The organism is Lacisediminihabitans sp. (genome assembly GCF_036569425.1).
Classification (GTDB): domain Bacteria; phylum Actinomycetota; class Actinomycetes; order Actinomycetales; family Microbacteriaceae; genus Lacisediminihabitans.
In genome coordinates this window covers 1-17,528 of sequence record NZ_DATCQQ010000077.1, presented here as the reverse complement: position 1 = coordinate 17,528, position 17,528 = coordinate 1, and the positions used below count along the sequence as shown (strand labels likewise).

At 64.6% G+C, this 17,528-nt stretch carries 16 protein-coding genes, 1 tRNA gene and 3 pseudogenes; 5 read left to right on the top strand and 15 right to left on the bottom strand.

Annotation, left to right across the window (positions count from 1 at the left end):
* Positions 1 to 8: 8 nt before the first annotated feature.
* The 5 genes and pseudogenes from VIM54_RS13425 to VIM54_RS13405 all read right to left on the bottom strand — a co-directional run.
* Positions 9 to 302 (bottom strand): annotated as a pseudogene (locus VIM54_RS13425) (NAD-binding protein); the annotation flags it as partial.
* Between the two features lie 36 nt (positions 303 to 338).
* Entirely contained in the window at positions 339 to 2,099 is a 1,761-nt protein-coding gene (locus VIM54_RS13420; RefSeq protein WP_331902046.1) for a beta-galactosidase family protein, read from the bottom strand.
* Between the two features lie 91 nt (positions 2,100 to 2,190).
* A complete protein-coding gene (locus VIM54_RS13415; protein ID WP_331902045.1) occupies positions 2,191 to 3,537 on the bottom strand; it encodes a sugar ABC transporter substrate-binding protein in 1,347 nt (448 codons plus the stop codon).
* An 81-nt stretch (positions 3,538 to 3,618) separates the two neighbouring features.
* Positions 3,619 to 4,530, bottom strand: coding sequence for a carbohydrate ABC transporter permease (locus VIM54_RS13410; RefSeq protein ID WP_414673227.1), 912 nt, complete (start codon positions 4,528 to 4,530; stop codon positions 3,619 to 3,621).
* Positions 4,530 to 5,450: a sugar ABC transporter permease gene (locus tag VIM54_RS13405; RefSeq protein WP_331902043.1), complete on the bottom strand. Its 921-nt coding sequence runs from the start codon at positions 5,448 to 5,450 to the stop codon at positions 4,530 to 4,532. Before VIM54_RS13405 ends, VIM54_RS13410 begins: the two co-directional genes overlap by 1 nt.
* Positions 5,451 to 5,547: 97 nt before the next feature.
* Here VIM54_RS13405 and VIM54_RS13400 point away from each other — a divergent pair, with 97 nt between their 5' ends.
* Positions 5,548 to 6,594, top strand: coding sequence for a LacI family DNA-binding transcriptional regulator (locus VIM54_RS13400; RefSeq protein ID WP_331902042.1), 1,047 nt, complete (start codon positions 5,548 to 5,550; stop codon positions 6,592 to 6,594).
* A 51-nt stretch (positions 6,595 to 6,645) separates the two neighbouring features.
* Here VIM54_RS13400 and VIM54_RS13395 read toward each other — a convergent pair whose 3' ends face one another.
* Entirely contained in the window at positions 6,646 to 8,040 is a 1,395-nt protein-coding gene (locus tag VIM54_RS13395) for a DUF2079 domain-containing protein (RefSeq protein WP_331902040.1), read from the bottom strand.
* 46 nt (positions 8,041 to 8,086) lie between these two features.
* On the opposite strand from VIM54_RS13395, the gene VIM54_RS13390 reads away from it, so the two are divergent.
* Positions 8,087 to 8,446 (top strand): hypothetical protein, encoded by a 360-nt coding sequence (locus tag VIM54_RS13390; RefSeq protein WP_331902038.1) that lies wholly within the window; start codon positions 8,087 to 8,089, stop codon positions 8,444 to 8,446.
* 153 nt (positions 8,447 to 8,599) lie between these two features.
* Here VIM54_RS13390 and VIM54_RS13385 read toward each other — a convergent pair whose 3' ends face one another.
* Positions 8,600 to 9,229, bottom strand: a complete 630-nt coding sequence (locus tag VIM54_RS13385) for a M23 family metallopeptidase (protein ID WP_331902037.1) — start codon at positions 9,227 to 9,229, stop codon at positions 8,600 to 8,602.
* Positions 9,230 to 9,489: 260 nt separating this feature from the next.
* Between VIM54_RS13385 and VIM54_RS13380 the strand changes: the two genes are divergently transcribed.
* Positions 9,490 to 9,831: a YciI family protein gene (locus VIM54_RS13380; protein WP_331902035.1), complete on the top strand. Its 342-nt coding sequence runs from the start codon at positions 9,490 to 9,492 to the stop codon at positions 9,829 to 9,831.
* Positions 9,832 to 9,877: 46 nt separating this feature from the next.
* Here VIM54_RS13380 and VIM54_RS13375 read toward each other — a convergent pair whose 3' ends face one another.
* The 5 genes and pseudogenes from VIM54_RS13375 to VIM54_RS13355 all read right to left on the bottom strand — a co-directional run.
* On the bottom strand, positions 9,878 to 11,098 hold the full coding sequence (locus tag VIM54_RS13375; protein WP_331902033.1) for a Fic family protein: 1,221 nt from the start codon (positions 11,096 to 11,098) through the stop codon (positions 9,878 to 9,880).
* Between the two features lie 83 nt (positions 11,099 to 11,181).
* On the bottom strand, positions 11,182 to 11,619 hold the full coding sequence (locus VIM54_RS13370; RefSeq protein ID WP_331902031.1) for a hypothetical protein: 438 nt from the start codon (positions 11,617 to 11,619) through the stop codon (positions 11,182 to 11,184).
* A 44-nt stretch (positions 11,620 to 11,663) separates the two neighbouring features.
* On the bottom strand, positions 11,664 to 12,569 hold the full coding sequence (locus VIM54_RS13365; RefSeq protein WP_331902029.1) for a nuclease-related domain-containing protein: 906 nt from the start codon (positions 12,567 to 12,569) through the stop codon (positions 11,664 to 11,666).
* A gap of 173 nt (positions 12,570 to 12,742) precedes the next feature.
* Positions 12,743 to 12,922 carry a hypothetical protein gene (locus tag VIM54_RS13360; protein ID WP_331902096.1) on the bottom strand — a complete coding sequence of 60 codons (180 nt, stop codon included), beginning with the start codon at positions 12,920 to 12,922 and terminating at the stop codon, positions 12,743 to 12,745.
* Between the two features lies 1 nt (position 12,923).
* Positions 12,924 to 13,067: pseudogene (locus VIM54_RS13355) on the bottom strand (IS481 family transposase); the annotation flags it as partial.
* A gap of 381 nt (positions 13,068 to 13,448) precedes the next feature.
* On the opposite strand from VIM54_RS13355, the gene VIM54_RS13350 reads away from it, so the two are divergent.
* Positions 13,449 to 14,060 (top strand): hypothetical protein, encoded by a 612-nt coding sequence (locus VIM54_RS13350; protein WP_331902027.1) that lies wholly within the window; start codon positions 13,449 to 13,451, stop codon positions 14,058 to 14,060.
* A 227-nt stretch (positions 14,061 to 14,287) separates the two neighbouring features.
* A pseudogene (locus tag VIM54_RS13340) lies at positions 14,288 to 14,812 on the top strand (transposase); the annotation flags it as partial.
* Between the two features lie 107 nt (positions 14,813 to 14,919).
* Here the strand turns inward: VIM54_RS13340 and VIM54_RS13335 are convergent.
* From VIM54_RS13335 to VIM54_RS13325, 3 genes are all read right to left on the bottom strand, one after another.
* On the bottom strand, positions 14,920 to 16,695 hold the full coding sequence (locus tag VIM54_RS13335; RefSeq protein WP_331902025.1) for an insulinase family protein: 1,776 nt from the start codon (positions 16,693 to 16,695) through the stop codon (positions 14,920 to 14,922).
* A gap of 160 nt (positions 16,696 to 16,855) precedes the next feature.
* Positions 16,856 to 16,930 (bottom strand) — tRNA-Arg (locus tag VIM54_RS13330).
* Between the two features lie 39 nt (positions 16,931 to 16,969).
* A complete protein-coding gene (locus VIM54_RS13325; RefSeq protein ID WP_331902024.1) occupies positions 16,970 to 17,467 on the bottom strand; it encodes an HNH endonuclease in 498 nt (165 codons plus the stop codon).
* Positions 17,468 to 17,528 lie beyond the last annotated feature (61 nt).

The following is a 17,528-nucleotide window of genomic DNA, read 5'->3' as shown; positions in this document are numbered from 1 at the left end:
CGACCCGGTCATCGCAGAGTGGGGGCGATCACCCTGATCACGGCGGAGTCGTCGGCCTTGCCCAGACCCTGCGCCTGCCCGAGCAGGTACAGCTGCTCGGCGGCGGCGGCGGCCACCGGCACCGGGAGCCCGGCGGCCCGAGCCGCCCTGGAGACGATCCCCATGTCCTTCACGAAGATGTCGGGGCGACTCAGCACCTCTGCGCCGTCCTCCTCGTACCCCTGCAGGATGCGCGGCCCGCGGTTGGACAGCATGGAGGAGCCGGCCGCGTCCACCTCGAGCTCGGCAAGGGTCGAGCTCCGAGCGGTTCTCGCCCGGTCCAGGACGCGAGCCGACCGTTAGAACTCGGTGTGCCCCAGGCTCGCGTCTGCCACGAATCGTGCCTCCGCTCGGGCCGCGGATTCGAGCTCGAGCACGAGGATCTCGTTCCGGTCAGAGTTCAGCACCGGACCGGGCACGTAGAGGGTGTGCTGCGGACCGCGCGACCAATACCGACCGAGGCAGAATCCGTTGATCCAGACCACCCCCTTGCCCCACGACGAGGTCTCGAGAAACAGGTCGTGCACCGTGGCGAGCGAAAAGTGGCCGCGCGCGAACACTGGCCCGCCGAGGGCTCGCGGATGATCGGTGCTGGCATCAAGCGCAGCGTGCACCGGGACGAGCGAGCGCAGGTCGAGGGGAAGAACACCCCACCGGTGCAACGGGCCGCCATCGAGGAGTGCCGGCCCGATCAGTCCCTTCCGTTCGCCGATCCGGCCGCCGTAGTCGACTCGCCCCTGGTCTTCCACGAGCAGGGCGAGGGTGCCGCGTCCCGCCGGCACGCTGATCGCGCGGTCGTGGTGGTCGCGGGCGAGCACACCGATGGGCGCGCCGTTGACGAAGACGTACGCCCGGTCCCGAACTTCGCCGACTTCGAGAACCGCGGCGCGGGTGATGTCGATCTCGTGGGAGTAGAGCGCGAATCCGCTGTAGTGGCCAAGCTCGTCCATGGACGGCAGCCCATCGGACCACGACCAGGAGCCGAGCCGGTCCGCGACCGAGAAGAGGCTCACCGTCGCGTCGAGGGGCACGGAGAACTCCGGGGCAGGCACACGCGCGCTGGGCAGTTCGGCGGGCACTGTCGAGTGCCTCGCGAGCACCTCACGGAACGCCCAGTACTTGGCGGTGGGCTCGCCCGCTTCGTCGAGGGGCGCGTCGTAGTCGTAGCTGGTGACGATCGGCTGGTAGATGCCCTTGTCGTTCGCCCCGTTGGTGAACCCGAAGTTGGTGCCGCCGTGGAACATGTAGATGTTCACGGACGCACCGGCGGAGAGCAACGCGTCGAGTTCGGCGGCCGAATCGTCGGCCGAGGCGGTGTGATGGTGCGCTCCCCAGTGGTCGAACCAGCCGTCCCAGAACTCCGAACACATGAGCGGACCGGTCGGCTGGTTCCTCCGAAGCGTCTCCAGCCGCTCCACGGCGCGGGAGCCGAACGAACCAGTCTTGTGCAGCTCGGGGAGCGATCCGTTGACGAGCATGTCGTCCTGTGGCTGGTCGACCGTGGTCAGCGGAACGGTGATTCCCGCCGAGCGGGTGATGTCGGTGAGCTTTCGCAGGTAGGAGGCGTCGTCGCCGTATGCACCGTACTCGTTTTCGACCTGCACGAGGATCACCGGCCCGCCGTTGCCGATCTGCAGGGGCGCGACGATGCCGAGCACCCGGTTGAGGTACGTCGTCACGGCAGCGATGAACTGCGGCTCGTCCCGGCGGATGCCGACGGTCGGGTTGGCGAAGAGCCACGCGGGCAGTCCGCCGTTGTCCCACTCGGCGCAGATGTATGGGCCGGGCCGCACGACGGCGTACATTCCCTCGGCGTGGATGAGGCGCAGGAACCGGTCGAGATCGGCGCGGCCGGAGCCGATCCACGAGTTCGGCGTCTCGGCGTGGAAGTTCCAGGACACATAGGTCTCGATGGTGTTGAGGCCCATGAGCCTCGCCTTGTGAATCCTGTCCGCCCACTGGTCGGGGTGCACACGAAAGTAGTGGATTGCGCCGGAGAGGATTCGGAACGGTTGGCCGTTCAGGACGAAGTCGTCGCCCTCGATCTCGAAAGTGTTCATGCTTCGCGGTCCTTATGGCGTGAGCTGGTCGTAGCCGCAGCGAGCGGCCGACGGAACCCGCTGGGTCCGTCGGCCGCACACCGAGGCGGTGCTACTTCGTGGTGACGGTGAAGCCCTGCTGGTTGCCGTAGTCGGCAAGCGACTTCTGCCAGGCTCCCAGTCCGGCGTTCAGGTCACCCGCGGACACGTAGGACTGGCCGACGGTGTCTCCATAGATGCTGTTCGCATAGACCTGGTACGGAAGGTACGACCATCCGGTGGAGACGTCCTTCGCTCCCTGGACGAGAACCTCGTTGATCTTCTGGCCGCCGAAGTAGTCCGGGGCATCCGCGAGGAAGCTGTCCGAGTTCAGTTCGTTGGTCGTCGACGGGAAGCCGCCGGAGGCGAGGAACACCTTGATGCTCTCCGGGCTGTTGTTCAGCCACTTCAGGAAGCCGGACGCGAGGGCAGGATTCTTGCTCTGCTTGAGCACCACCTGGGCGCCGCCGCCATTCTCGGAGTTGGCCGGCTTTCCGTCATAGGCGGGAGTGGGGGCAACACGCCACTGGCCAGAACCGTCCTTCACCGAGGACTCGAGCACGCCGGGCATCCAGGCTCCGGTGACGAGGGAGGCGATGTTCCCGTTGCCCAGGGACTTGAACCAGTCGTCGCTCCAACCGGGAACGGGAGAGAGGAGCTTGTTGTCGACCAGGTCGTTCCAAGTGGAGGCCCACTTCTTGCTGCCCTCGTCCTGGAGGTTGATGCTCACCTTGGATCCGTTCGAGGTGAACGGACGGCCGCCGGCCTGCCAGATCATGCTCGTGGTGAAGCCGGAATCGCCGGAGTCGCTCGTGATGTAGGCCTCGGGGTTTGCTGCATGCAGCTTCTTGGCGTCGGCGATGTACTCGTCCCAGGTCTTGGGAACCGTCAGGCCGTACTTGTCGAAGACCGTCTTGTTGTAGAACAGGGCCATGGGGCCGGAGTCCTGCGGCAGGCCGTAGAGGCCACCGCCCACGTTGACGGAGCTCCACGGGCCCGGCGTGTACGCACTCTTCAGCGAGTCGAAGCCGTACGCCGTGAGGTCGACGAGGGACTTGCTCAGCGCGAACTGCGGGATCGCGTAGTACTCCACCTGTGCGACATCCGGTGCGCCGGAGCCGGCCTTGATCGCGTTCTGCAACTTCGTGTACTCGGTGGTGTTGGTGCCGGCGTTGACGAGCTTGACGTGCACCTTCGGGTACGCCTTCTCGAACGCCGCGACCTGCGCCTCGGCGGAGGGCGTCCACGACCAGTAGGTGATGGTTCCGCCCTTCTTGAGGGCGGCGGTGACATCGGTGGAGCCGGCCGTGCCTGACGAGTTGCTCGCGCAGCCGGCCAGGGCCGTGCCGATGAGGGCGCTGACGACCACAACCGCGGCGATTCGACGCGACAACGACACTGTTCGTGACGTGATCTTCATGGTGTTCCTTTCACTTCTTCGGGATGAGGATGGGCAGGACGCCCTGGGAGGGTTGGTGCACAATCGAGCAGCGGTCTCCCGTCACTGCTTGACGCTTCCCGCGGCCAACCCCGACTGCCAGTAGCGCTGCAGGAGGAGGAACACGGCGACGATGGGGATGATGGTGAGCAGCGAACCGGTGATCACCAGGTTGTAGATCGGCTGAGCCGCGACCCCGGAGGCCTGGGCGCTCCACTGGCTGAGGCCGACGGTGAGCGGATACCAGGTGGGGTCGCTCAGCATGATCAACGGCAGGAAGTAGTTGTTCCAGGTTGCGACGATGGCGAACAACAGCACCGTCACGACGCCGGGCGCCAGCAGTCGAAGCGAGATGGTGAAGAAGGTGCGGAACTCGCCTGACCCGTCCATCCGTGCGGCCTCGAGCAGCTCGGTCGGTACCGCGTCGATCGTGTACGTCCAGATCAGATAGAGGCCAAACGGGCTGATCAGGGACGGCAGGATGATCGCCCAGGGCGTGTTGGTGAGTCCTACCTGGCTGAACATCAGGAAGGTCGGCACCGCCAGGGCCGTGCCTGGCACGGCGATGGCGCCGAGGATCACGGCGAAGACGGCCCGCTTGCCCGGGAAGGTGAACTTGGCCAGCCCGTAGCCGGCAACCGTCGCGAGCAGGGTCGCCCCGCCGGCGCCGACCACCACGTACAGGAGCGTGTTGCCAAACCACTTCACGAAGATGCCGTCGCGGTAGGTGAGGGTGTCAACGATGTTCTGGAACAGGTTGAAGTCTTTGCCGAACCAGAGCCCGAAGGTGGAATACAGGTCGGGCTGGCTCTTCGTGGCGCTGATTATCAGCCAGAGCAGCGGAATCACAAAGTAGAGCACGAAGAGGGCCATCACGATGGTGAGCACCACGGATCGTCTCTGGCGAGGGTCGCGCTTTCGCGCCGCCCTGAGCTGGGCGCGCGGTGAACGGGAGGCGAGTGCGGTGACGGCCATCAGATGTTCTCCCGCCGGGAGCCGCGCAGTTGCACGGCGTAGGCGATGACCGCGGTGATCACGCCCATCACGATGGCGACCGTGGCCGCGTAATTGAACTGCTGTCCGGCGAACGACAGGTTGTAGGCATACATGTTCGGCGTGAAGTAGCTGGTGATCACGTTGGGGCTGAGTATCTTCAACAGGCTGGGTTCGTTGAAGAGCTGGAAGCTGCCGATGATCGAGAAGATGGTGGCGATCACGATTGCGCCGCGCAGCGCAGGGATCTTGATGCTGAAGACCGTGCGCATCGCGCCCGCGCCATCGATCTCCGCGGCTTCGTAGATATCCGTGGGCACCACGCGCAGGGCCGCGTAGAAGATGAGCATGTTGTAGCCCATGAACTCCCAGGTGACGATGTTTCCGATCGACGAGAGAATCGCCTGGGCGCTGAACGGTTCGAGGATGTGCGCCCCGAGAAGATCGTTGATCCCCGCGGTGAGGCCGAACTGGTCGCCGTAGATAAAGCCCCAGATCAGTGCCGCGACGACTCCGGGCACCGCATAGGGAAGGAAGATCGCGATGCGGAAGAACGCTGCCCCGTGCAGTCGGGCGCTGTCCAGGGCGAGCGCCGTCGTGAGCGACAGGGCCAACATGATGGGCACCTGCACGACGAGGAAGAGGGTCACCCGGCCGAGGGCCTCCCAGAACTTGGCATCCTGGAAGACGGCGAGGTAGTTGTTCAGGCCAACGAAGACGGTTCCGCCGAAGAGCTGCTCGCGAAACAGGCTGAGGCCGATCGCGTAAACCACCGGAGCAATGATCATCGCGAGGAACACCACCAGGAACGGAGCCACGAAGGCCCAGCCTCGCCAGTCGCGGCGGTTTCGCCGCGCCGGAGCGGCCCGCTCGGCCAGCCGGATTATGGACGTCGATGTCATGGTTTCTTCCCGTCGAACACTCGGATGTTTACGTCAACATCCGCAGGGTTACCCTAGCATGTTGACGTAAACATGCAAGCCCTAGGATGAAGCCACCATGACCAAGACGATTCCCTCGCGAGCACCTCGCCCCGCCCGCGGTCCCTCGATGGCGGACGTCGCCGAGAGCGCGGGAGTGTCGACTCAAACGGTCTCCCGGGTTGCGAACGGGCTCACCAACGTGGAGTCGGCCACTCGGGACCGAGTCGTGCAGGCGATGCAGGTGCTCGGCTACCGGCCGAACAAGGCCGCACGCGCGCTTCGATCCGGCCGCTTCCGAAACATCGGCATCACCATGTTCACCCTGTCCACCTACGGGAACATGAGAACGCTCGACGGCATTACGGTGGCTGCTGCCGCAGCCGGTTACTCCATCACGCTCGTGCCGGTGCGGGATCCGACCCAGGAGGCGGTGAGCTCCGCCTTCACGAACCTGGTGGAGCAGGCGGTCGACGGCATCATCCTGCTGATCGAGGCGCACCTCGTCGACAATTCGGAGGTGGAGTTGCCGCCGGGGCTGCCCGTGGTCGTCGTCGACTCGGGCGCCCGCGCCGACTACCCCGTCGTCGACAACGACCAGACCGAGGGCGCACGCCTGGCGACACAGCATCTGCTGGACCTCGGCCACGCCACGGTCTGGCACGTCGCCGGGCCGGAGGGGTCATACCCCGCGAGCCGCCGCCACGAGTCGTGGCGCGACACCCTTGTGGCGCACGGCAGCCCGGTTCCGCCGATCTTCCGCGGCGACTGGACCGCGGCATCCGGTCACGCACTGGGGCTGGAGATTGCCCACCGCCCGGAGATCACCGCGGTCTTCGCCGCGAACGACGCCATGGCGCTCGGCATCATGAGCGCCCTGCATGAGAGCGGGAGGCGGATTCCGCAGGACGTGAGCATCGTGGGGTTCGACGACATGGCCGAGTCGGACTCGTTCTGGCCGCCCCTCACGACGGTGCACCAGGACTTCGACCTCGTCGGCCAGCGCAGCATCGAGATCCTCCTCGACGAGATCGAGCATGCACCGATCGTGCCCGTGCGATCGATCGTTCCCGTGCGGCTGGTGCTGCGGGCCAGCACGGGCGCTCCCCCGCCCCACGCTCCGTGACGACCGCCTCAGCCGCACCTCACCTCTGCTAATCGAGAAACCTCCCGGCGGCTACCCCGACCGGTGCAGAAGCACTATCCCGTCCCGATGGAACACGACGTTGTAACCATGGGTCCGCGCCTCGGCAAGGGCGCGCTGCTCCTGCCCGCGATGCACCCGAAAATGCCTGGTGGAGTACGGGTCGACGACGATCCAATCCGGTCGAATCGCGTTGAGGGGCGCCAGCCCGAAGAGCGTCACGGTGGCGCGCGCGGTCAGTTGCGGAACCAGGTCGTCCGACGCCGAGACGGTCGCGCCATCCAGAATCTTCGCCAGGGCGGCATCGATCGCGCCGATGCGCGGGTTGGGTTGCCAGAAGGTCTGCTCGAAGAGCCGCGCGAACGAGTAGTTGGGGATCGTGGCCAGCGTGATGGCGACACCCACCACGACCACGACGCGGATGCCTCGCCTGGCGCGCCGGGAATCCGACCGCTTCCAGCGCCCGAGCGCCTCGATCATCGCGGCGACGACGATCGGCATGAGCACTGCGCTGTAGTGGTACCGCGTTCCCCAATAGTTGGGTTCATCGCCCACAAAACGCCAGACCAGGGTCGGCAGGGCCACCAGCACGATGGGGGAAAACAGGGCGGCGAATCCCGTGATCGCCAGCGTGAGCATGAGCGTTCCGAGCTTCTCATCCACGGAGGTCAACGCCTCGTCGAGAATCGGGCGCCCCTCCGCGAACTTGCTCCAGTAGTCATAACTTCCCGCGGAGTTGACGAGGGGCAGCAACACCGTCATTTCGATCGCCGACGCCGTAACCCCGATCACGGCCGTGACGATCCCGAGTCGCCGCGCGCCCCGCCACGCGATCAGGGCGCCGATCACGGCGACTGCCGTGACGCCGAGATCCTCCTTCACCAGGACGAGCGGAATCGCCCACGCGGAAGCAGCCTTGAGCCGCCCCTCCCCGAGCGCGCTCAGGGAGAATGCGAGCAGGGGCACCGCGAAGGCGATCTCGTGAAAGTCGAACCCCACCGCCGAGGCGATCCCGAACGACAGCCCGTACACGCCGCCGACCACGGCGGCGAAACCGACACCGAGTGTGCGCTGCGCCCAGGCCACGAGTGGCCAGGCGGCGAGCGCGAGCAGGAACGCCTGCGCCACGAGGAGCGTGATCGGTGTCGGAAACAGTGCATAGAACGGCGCGATGAGCACGAGGATCGGATGAAAGTGATCGCCCAGCAAGTTGAAATTGGGGCCCTTGAGATCCACGATGGGCGGCCGAAGCGCCGCATAGCTGCGAATCGCCTGCTCAAAGATGCCGAGGTCATAGCCTCCCGTGTGCACCCTCAGGTGCAGCCGGATCGCGATAGTCGAGTAGAGCGCGGTGAGCGCGACGACGAATCCGAGCGCCAGGCCGTGAGCGCGCAGCCACGCGCGGATCACGCCGACGGTTTCGAGCACTCCTCCAGTATGGAGGCGGCTCGATCGACTTACCGTCGAGGGGGCCATGCCTACCGAGGTGCTCGATGCCGAGAGGCTCGCCGGCAAGAAAGGTCCGCACGTCGGCGGCGAGCCGATGGTTGCCGTGGGTCGTCATGTGTCCGACCCCGTGGAACACCACGAACTGTGCCGATTGAATGCGAAGCGTCGTTGCCCTGAAGAAGCTCTCGGGGTAGAAGCCGTCGGGGTCGCCGCCGAGAACCAGCGTCGGCGCCGTAATCTCGGTCAGAGTTCACTGACCGTCGGTGTCGCGCCTGAGAATCTCGATCGCTTCTGGCTCGACGAAGAACCGGACCTCGCCGGTCGAGACATCCACGGATGCCCGAACCGCTACTCGGTGGCTTGCATTGATGCGCTTTCCGGCTGAAAGTTCGACCGGGAACACCCCATTGGCGAAGACGCTCAGTCCGTTGATCTGCGAATCATTCATGGTGGCAGCCTGTCACGCGGTCGTCCGAGAAACAATTAAGGCAAGCCCTTAAGCGACAAGAGCCTGTTCGGATGTGGATACCGGGGCAACTCATGAGGCGTCGAAGGCCTCGCCGTTCCTCGGCAGCCAGTTGTCACCGCTGACGTGAGGGCGCTCAAAGATAATCGGCCGGCCGCGCGCCGTCGGCCAGGCAGTGGAGTCCGTGACTTGCACGTGCACGTGAGGCTGCGTGCTGTTACCCGAATTCCCGCACGATCCAATGGTCTCGCCCGCCTCGACCTTTGCTCCAACTGCGACGCTCACCGATCCACGCCGTAGATGAGCGACGAGCACAAAGGCCCCCGACGAACCGATCGCGATAACCACGTGATTGCCTGCAATCGCGCGCACACCCTCCCGAACACGTCGAGCCTGAGAAAGCACGTACGGAATCAGCGCCAATTGCGAGCGGCGGGCCTCGTGATCAACCTCGCCGTCGACCGCGGCAACGATCGTGCCCGATGCCGGCGCCAGGATTGGTGCGCCGAATCCGACAAAGACCTCTGGGGACTCCGTGGCCAGCACCGAGCGCCAGCCCCGCTTTCCCGAAAGACCGCGGTCGTTCACCGAGACGAAGTCGATCGCGTATGTCGTGCCGAAAAGATGAGTGCCATGGCTAGGAACACGGTTCGCCGGGCTGTTTCGCGCGATCCACCTGCCCCGAAACGGCAACCGCAGCACAACAGGAGTGGCTTCCAACGTTCCAGCACCTCCGGCCGCGCCAAGTGATGTGGTCCGTCCGAGCGACACGGTCAGTGTAACAAAGGACCCGATACATAACAGCCGGGCCATCTGAGTCTGCGATGTCCCAGGACATCGCTGACGGTTCTGCCTCAGGTCCTCGGTGACGCTCCACGTCTTCCTACAAGGTTCCGAGTGGGCCGCTCTCAGTGGAAGATGGAAGTCGTCGGATGAAGCCGCCCAAACAAAGGAGTCGTGGGATGACGCGGTACCTGATTTCGTTCCCCAGCGCTGCGATGGACGTCCCCGAGGAGGAGATTCCCGACGTCGCCAGGGACGCCCATGCTGTCATCCAGGAGGCAAAGGCTGCCGGTGTGTACATCTTCAGCGGCGGGCTGGACGAGGACGTCGAGCCTGTCATGGTGGCCGGTGACGGCACCGTCACCGACGACACCTACCCGCAGTCGAAGGAGCTCAACGGCGGCTTCGCGATCATCGACGTGCCCTCGAGGGAGGCGGCTCTGGAGTGGGCCGCAAGGATCGCGGTCGCCTGCCGGTGTTCGCAAGAGGTCCGTCAGTTCCAGTTCGACCCCCTCGTCTAACCGAAGAAGACCGCGATGTCCTGAGACATCAGACGGGCCGGCTAAGTCAGCCCCTCCGAACGCGCTTCGCCCGAGCCGCGAACTCGTCCAAGGCGATGAGCACCTCCCGTGCCTCGTAGGCGCGATTGCGTTCGGCCGATCCGATCTTGTGCAGGATGCCGTCCTCGACGAGGCGATCGATTCCACCCTGCGCGTTGCGGGCGCTGATCCTGAGCGCATCGGAGGCGAGATTCGCATCGATGATCGGCTGCCGCTGCAGCACATCAAGCAGCCTGCGCCCGGCGCTTCCCGCGCGCGCGGACGCGGCCCGCTCCCACTCGACCCGTATCGCCGTCAGGTCGGTGACCAGTTGTCGCCCGTTCACGACCGCCGCCAACGACGCGCCCGCCAGCGCGCGGATGATCGGGGCGACGTCACCGGCCCGATAGGCCGTCAGAGCCTCGAAGTATCCGGCGGTGTCTCGAAGCAGTCCGGCCGAGACCGGGACGGTCACGTTGCGCGTCACCCCCAACCGATGCAGCATCGCCTGGATCAGAGCGCGGCCGGTGCGTCCGTTGCCATCGGGAAACGGATGCACCGTCTCGAACTGCGCGTGCGCGATCGCGATCTGCGCAAAGGCCGGCAAATCCGAACGCGTCGCGAAAGCAACCAGGTCGTTCATGAGATCGGGGACTCGGTCTTGATGTGGAGGCACGAACGATGCCGTGTGCGGGCTGTTCGAGTATCCGCCGCCGATCCAGACCTGTTGTTTGCGCCATCCGCCGGTGAGCTCTGGCTGGTCGTCGCGCAGTATCTCCGCCTGCATGGCGATGATGCTCGAGGCGTCCAGCTCGTTCGCCATGTCGATCGCCGCCTCCATCGCGCGGACGTTCCCGACGATGGAGCGGGAGTTCTTGCCGCTGCCTCGTCCGAGTTCGGCCAGCGCGATGTTCTTCGCGGTCGCGGTCAGCTGCTCGATCTCAGAGCTCGCGGCGCTTTCGCTTCGCAGCAGGATGGCCGAGAACGGCGCCGCGACCGCGCCCACTTCGCCGTCGAATCGGCCCAGGGCGGTGACGGCATCCTCGGCGGCGGCCGCGGTTTCATCGTCGAGGCGCGGAAGTGGCAGGTTCGCGATGAAGGGCGGGACGGCCGCTTCGTACAGGCCGCGCGACCTGAGGGCAGCACGTCGCGACTGGCCCTCGTCTGCCGCGCTTCGCCACGGGAGCGTCTCGAACGCGACAGCGGGCCAGGCGGGGGCTGCCTCATGGGGCGCATCAGATATCCGCATGCTGGCAGCATACCGATATTTATTGGTCTAAGTATCGGTAAGTGCTCACCCTATTGTCACTTGAGGAACGGTTGTCACTGCCCTCAGCTTGGAACTGAGCCTGTCTGTACCGCCGCAGGTTCGGCGCGAAACCACGCCTGGATTTTCGCGAGTTGCGCGATCTTGGCCCGACGCGTGAAAGACAGTTCACTCTCCTGTGTGGCGAATACAAACATGGGGCTCCATCGGTCCTTTCCGCTCTCATCGCGCCAGTTCACGTGGGGAACCGCGCGGGCATCTTCGGGAATGGATGTGATCGCCGACCTCGATATCGTTCGAGTCACAAGAATTCCGCGCACGACGAGCACGCCGGGGGTGCAGGTGACGCTCATCCGATAGCACCGTACGCTCAGAATCGCCTCCGCGACCAGCATGGGTACTATCAGCCACAATGGCCCCGGTGACAGCCATGCCATGCACGCGAGAACCAATGTCGAGAAGGCAATCGCAATCCTGTTGAGCAGGTGCGGATACAGGGTCACTCGGCAATCATCCCGCTTCCGGCCGTTCTAAGTCAGTCGAGAATTCAGGGGTGTCCGGCTGCCTGCATTGCCGGCAGTACTCCGACATAGAAGATCAATAGCGCGACGCCCAGCACGATCAGTTTGGCCAGTGCCTCACCGGCTGATGACTTCTTCGCCCTTCGACGGCTACCGGATCCGGACCGACGCGGAGGTGGCGCCGAGCGTAACTGGGCGCGCCACGGCGCTCTGGCCGGGGCGGTGGCTCGAACCGCGGGGTTCGAGTTCGCAACGGCTGCAGCAGCAAGCGCGGACTGTGCGTCCCGCGCCATGATCGCGTTGAACCGGATGGCCAAGGAAGCCCCGTCCGACCCAGGGCGAGGATTGTCGTGCCAGGTCTCGGGCTTGATCGCTGCCTCAACAATTCGGGCGACCTGCTGGTCGCTGAAGACGGGACGGTCCCGAAGGAGGTCCAGAAGTTCTGCATCGGAAACGACCCGGACGCCGCCCTCTGGTTCGGCTTTGACGGTGCGCACCCCTGGGTTCAACAGCACAATGAGAGGAGCGACGGGAACTGTCAGATCAGCAGCGGCCGAAAGGCGCCTCTCGGCGACTGCAGCCTCATCCATGGCGGCAGGTATGTAGCGCGTGCTCTTGCCAGAAACGAATAGTCCGTGGCCCCCAATCCACACATCCTGCCCCGAGTGATTCTTGGTGTTGATCGTGAAGACGCCGGGCGGCCCGATAACGACATGGTCGATGTCTGTTTCGCCATTCCCGATCGGAACCGAGTGAAGCACCGTCCACTCCGGTCCAAGCGAACTGAGGAGCCCAGCCACGGCAATCTCGCCGAGGGCACCGACGTACCAGGGTCGCGATTCTCCGCTTGGTGTTTCTGGACCAGCTGAATGGAGCTGAAGGGTGCGTTCCATCAGGGCCTGAGCAGGAACGCGCCCGCGCAGATCTGACATTGTGTCCCCCGTCACGCCGCCCCCTGCGACATCTCGAAGCTAGCCGAGTCCGCGAGTGTATGACAGCGGCCAGGGGCGATCTACCTACCCCAGTTCGGGATGCGCGACCGCCGTGGGGAGGCGGGGTGCGAAGTGACCCGAGGGAAGCCTCGACGGCCACGCTCGCAGCAATTTCAGTCGGGCTGGAACTCTCGAAGGGGCAGCCCAACCGTCCTCTCCGAGTTCGGCCACAGGCCCACCGACTGCAGGTATTCAGTTGCGTCAGCCTGCTCTCGGAATTCGAGCAGGTTCCCGACCTTGTACATCAGGACCTCGCGCACCTCGGCGGGTGTCGCAAAGAAGAACTCTTTCAAGCGCACGCTTTCGGATCGCGTAGAACGTCTTCCGGGAGATGCCGTGCTCGGCGCAGAAGGTGCTGACCGCTCCCCGTGGAACGTCAGGCGGCCACTGAGTAACAGCGAGGCGGACACGAGGATCAACAGGTTCGAAGGGGCTCATCCCTCAAACATTGAAGGGAAGTGTCACCACGAAGCGATGCGGAATGGTCACCGATCTATTGATGCAGAACTGTCACCGATGTCCTGATACATAACAATTTGCCGAGCCATCCGAGGCTTGAAATAGGCCTCTGACCAGCCATTTTGTTGACGAATTCAAAGTGCCCCTGGAGGGACTCGAACCCCCGTCACAGCGCTGAAATCATTCGGAACTGGCTCAACTTCCCCGGAAATTCAGCGTTCTTCGTTGAATGCGACCACGTTGGTTCTGGTTCGTTTGCCCACAGTTGTGGGCAAACGGTGGGCGAGCGACGTTCCGACCAATCCATATAAATACAGATGCGTGCTTCCATGTTTATATAAAACCCGCGAGCATGGTGCGATGAAGAACGTGGAGATAGTCTGGCGCACTTTGGCAGATGCGGCGCTAGACGGTCAGCGCGATTGGAACAGTATCGGCGACATCGCTGATGCTGCGTCGGTTGCGCCCTCAACTACCCACCAGGCTCTCGGGCGACTCGTCGATATCGGTGCTGTCCGCCCGAACTCGCGTCGCGGCTACACGATCGTCTCGCCGGAGAAGCTTCTTGAAGCCTTTGCGGCGCATCGCAACCTGCGCGCCGACACCATGGTCTCCACGACCTTGCCCGCCGCCCAAGCGTTCCTCGACGATGATGAAGTCCACTACGCGCTTAGCGGCAGCACCGCTGCAGTGCACTACCTCGGTGGCCGCAACACCGTCGCCGACCTCGGCCGTCGGATCGTCTACACAACTCGCCCACTCTCTCAAGCTGACTTCCCTGCGGGAGACGAGGTCATCATCCTCCGCGAAGATCCGGTGGCGGCACGCACCTGGAAGTCCGGATACGCCAGTCTCGCGCAGACCTACGCCGACCTGTGGGCGAGCCCAGGATGGCAGGCAGCAGAGTTCACCCGCGCCCTCAAGGCGAAACTGTTCGCGGACGCGGATTGGGAGCAGCGAACCAGTGCCTAACCCCTACGAAGACGAGAGCGGTGTCATCCGCGCGCTCGTCGACCGGCTGGGCTACGACCTTGAGCCATCGATCCTCATCGGCGGGTGGGCAACCTTCGTCCGCGTCGGCGGCGAAATCAGTCTCGACATCGACCTCACCACCTCGCAGGAGAGCCGCCACAAACTCGAGCAACTGATGACCGACCTCTCCCCCAGCAACAACCACCAATGCCGAGCCCTACGTGTCAGAATCCGCGGTCCTCGCGACCGAGATGATGAGGACGACGTTCGGGATTCATGGGACCCCGCAGGTTGTTCACGCGGACCGGGGAACGTCGATGACGAGCAAGACCGTCGCGGTGTTGTTGTCGGATTTAGAAGTCACGAAGTCGCACTCGAGGCCTCGGGTGAGTAATGACAACCCGTATTCCGAGTCGTGGTTCAAGACCCTCAAGTTCGCCCCGGTGTTCCCCGACAGGTTCGGATCTCTGACCGACGCGAGGGTCTTCATGGCGGCGTTCGTCGAGGGCTACAACCATTCGCACCGGCATACCAGCCTCGGGTTGAACACGCCCGCGGACGTTCATTACGGCCTCGCGGCAGGCAAAGCCGCAGACCGCTCGACGGTCCTCGCTCAGGCGAGACTGTCGACCCCGGAACGCTTTGCCACGCCCACGGATCCGAAGATCCTGGCGTTACCGGGCCCGGCATGGATCAACCGACCCGTCGAGGACCCGGACGTTGCCGAGGGGGTCCCAAACCTAGCTGCGTAAACTCACGCTGGCCTCATTCACCTTGACAAATTCCGCGGGGCCTGCGTTCGCGATCCGATTGAGGGGATGCGGATACAGCGTCATTCGGTCATCCTCCCGCCTGTGATCTAAGGCGACACTCTCTTAGGCCTTCGGCCGTAAGCCCAGGTCAGGCGTCGCACCCAGGCCCAGATGAAGGCGGCACCGACGACGAGAAACACGATCCCGGTCACCAACGACGTGCTCACCGACGAGGTTAGGTCCTCCCTGCCGTATTGGCCGGGTTGGGTAATCAGGGTCATGCCATCCACTGCGATCCCCAACAACATCGCCGCGAGGGCTAGGGTTGGGACCCCGGCCATTACTGCCCAGACTCCCAGTCCGCGCCGTGGAGTGGCGGCGAGCGGCATTTGCGGGATGGCGTTCTCGGCGCGGGCCGGGAGCCGCACGACCGAGTTGTGCGGAATGGCGGCGTCGAGCCGGTGCAGTTCACGATGGCCAAAGCGGACAAGCATCGTTGGCTCGATACTCACTGCAACACCGTCGCGCCCGATGAGCAAGCGCCCTCCGTCGTCCCACCGCACCGCGAGCGCGCACTCCTCGAAGAGAACCGTGTCAGTGCGTTCGCCCGTCACAACCGAGACACCGCTGTCGCCGAGTACGACGCGCTCACGTGGCACTCCGTTCGAGTACGAAATTCCACCAATGAACGCACCCGTTCGCACCGGGATCGGGCCCACTCCTATGGCGCGGTCGGGCGTCGTCGGCGTTTGCCAGATCGCGTCGTCCCAGAAGGCGCTGGCGACCGCCGTCAGTTGGGCGTCAGTCACCCCACTACCCGACTCCCATAGATCGCCGGGCGCATTCGGCTCGCCTCCCAGAAGAAAGCCGTAGGCCGCGGCCCCGAGCAGGGACTCCGGCGATCGCGCAATCTCTCGGGCTCTCTCCCGCTTCTGCTCTCTTGCCCGCGCGACATCCGTCTCATCGAACTCGCCGTCACGGAGCGCCGAAAGAGTGTCTGCCAACGCGCCCACCATGTTCGAGGTCTCGTCATCGGCCGCATCGGCGTAGATACTGATGCGGGCCTGGTGGGCATCGAGAGGCTCATACTGCGCCCCGGCGACATAGGAGAAGCCATGCTCAATGCGCAGCTGGCGAAACAGCGTCTCGTTCAGCGCGGCTGTAAACAGCACCGCCGCGGCAGACCGAGGCACCACAGCATCCACGAGTGCGGCACCGGGGTACCCCTCGAACCAGGCGGGACGCACCGCCACCAGAGTGGGCGAAGTCACGAAGGTCCGACGCTCGCCCTCCGGTAGACGCAAATCCAGACCCGCGGGGATTCTGTCCGTGGTGATCCAAGCGGCTACATTGCCCCGGACAAACCATCGCCGAGCCCAGGCGAGCACCTCGTCTGTTTCCGCCGTGTCGATGGCGAATTCTCGGTACGCCCCTCGCGCGAGTCCGTCTGCGCCGAAGCGCACATCCAGGTGCCGATCATAAGGTGAGGATCCGCGCCCCTTGGCCTCCACTCGCAAAATGGACTTCTCCAGCTTCATGCGCTCCGTCGGCAGCTCACGCAATGCTCCGCACACATGATTGAGATAGGCGACGACCTGCTCTTCGGTTCCTGACACGATGAATTGGGTGATGGTGCTGCCGGTGGATCCGTTGCGGTTTCCGACAGGGGTGAGGTGCCCGTATAGCGCGAGATGCTCGATGAGGTGCGTGAGGCCCCTCTGCGGCAGCGCTTCATCGGCTACTCCCACTCGAAAGACGAGGCCCGCCCGCACGGGTCCCGGCGCACCGATGTGGATGACGGGGACCCCGTCGATGCGCTCAACGTGAAGGATGTGCTCGAGCGCGCTGAACCACCCCAGGTCCTGGTCCGGTGCGACGGTCATGCGTGCCCTCTCGCCCGTGGCGTGCGTCCCGAGGCATGCTGATGTTAGCAAGCGAATGGAACTCACTAGTCGCATCAGGTCGCAACTGGGCCATGAAACCAAGGAGAGTCCGATTCAGGGTTGAACTCGAACTTCCGATTCACCGCAATCGCTGACATATTGGTGCCCCTGGAGGGACTCGAACCCCCAACCGTTTCCTTAGGACGGAACTGCTCTTCCATTGAGCTACAGAGGCTGGTTCAACGAGTTTAGCGGGTGGGGGCAGGCGCAGCGGTCAGGCGGCGGGTGCCAGAAACACTTCCCACTGCTCCTCGGCACGTTCCACACCGCGCACCAGCCACGATGTTCCGTGCGGAGGCTTCGGCCGCACCCGCAGGTTCCAGCCCATCTCGCTCGGCGTGCGGTTGGCCTTGGCGTTGTTGCAGTGCAGGCAGCAGGCCACGAGGTTCTCCCACGAGTCCTGGCCGCCGCGCGAACGGGGCAGCACGTGGTCGATCGTGTTCGCCGAGCCGGCGCAGTACGCGCAGCGTTGCCCGTCCCGGCGCAGCACCCCGCGACGACTCACCGGGATCAGCCTCGTCGAGGGGATGCGCACGTAGCGAGTGAGCAGAATCACCGACGGGCGATCGTAGGAGCCGGACGAGCCCCAGACCGGATGTTCGGCGTCCGCCGCGATGATCGTGGCCTTCTGGTTCATCACGAGCACGAGTGCTCGCTTGAAGGACACCACGGCGAGGGGCTCAAAGCCCGCGTTGAGGACCAGCGTGCGCATTCTCATCCTTTCGAAAACGCCTGGACGGCTTCCAGGCAGTTCGATGCACCCTGACGATCTG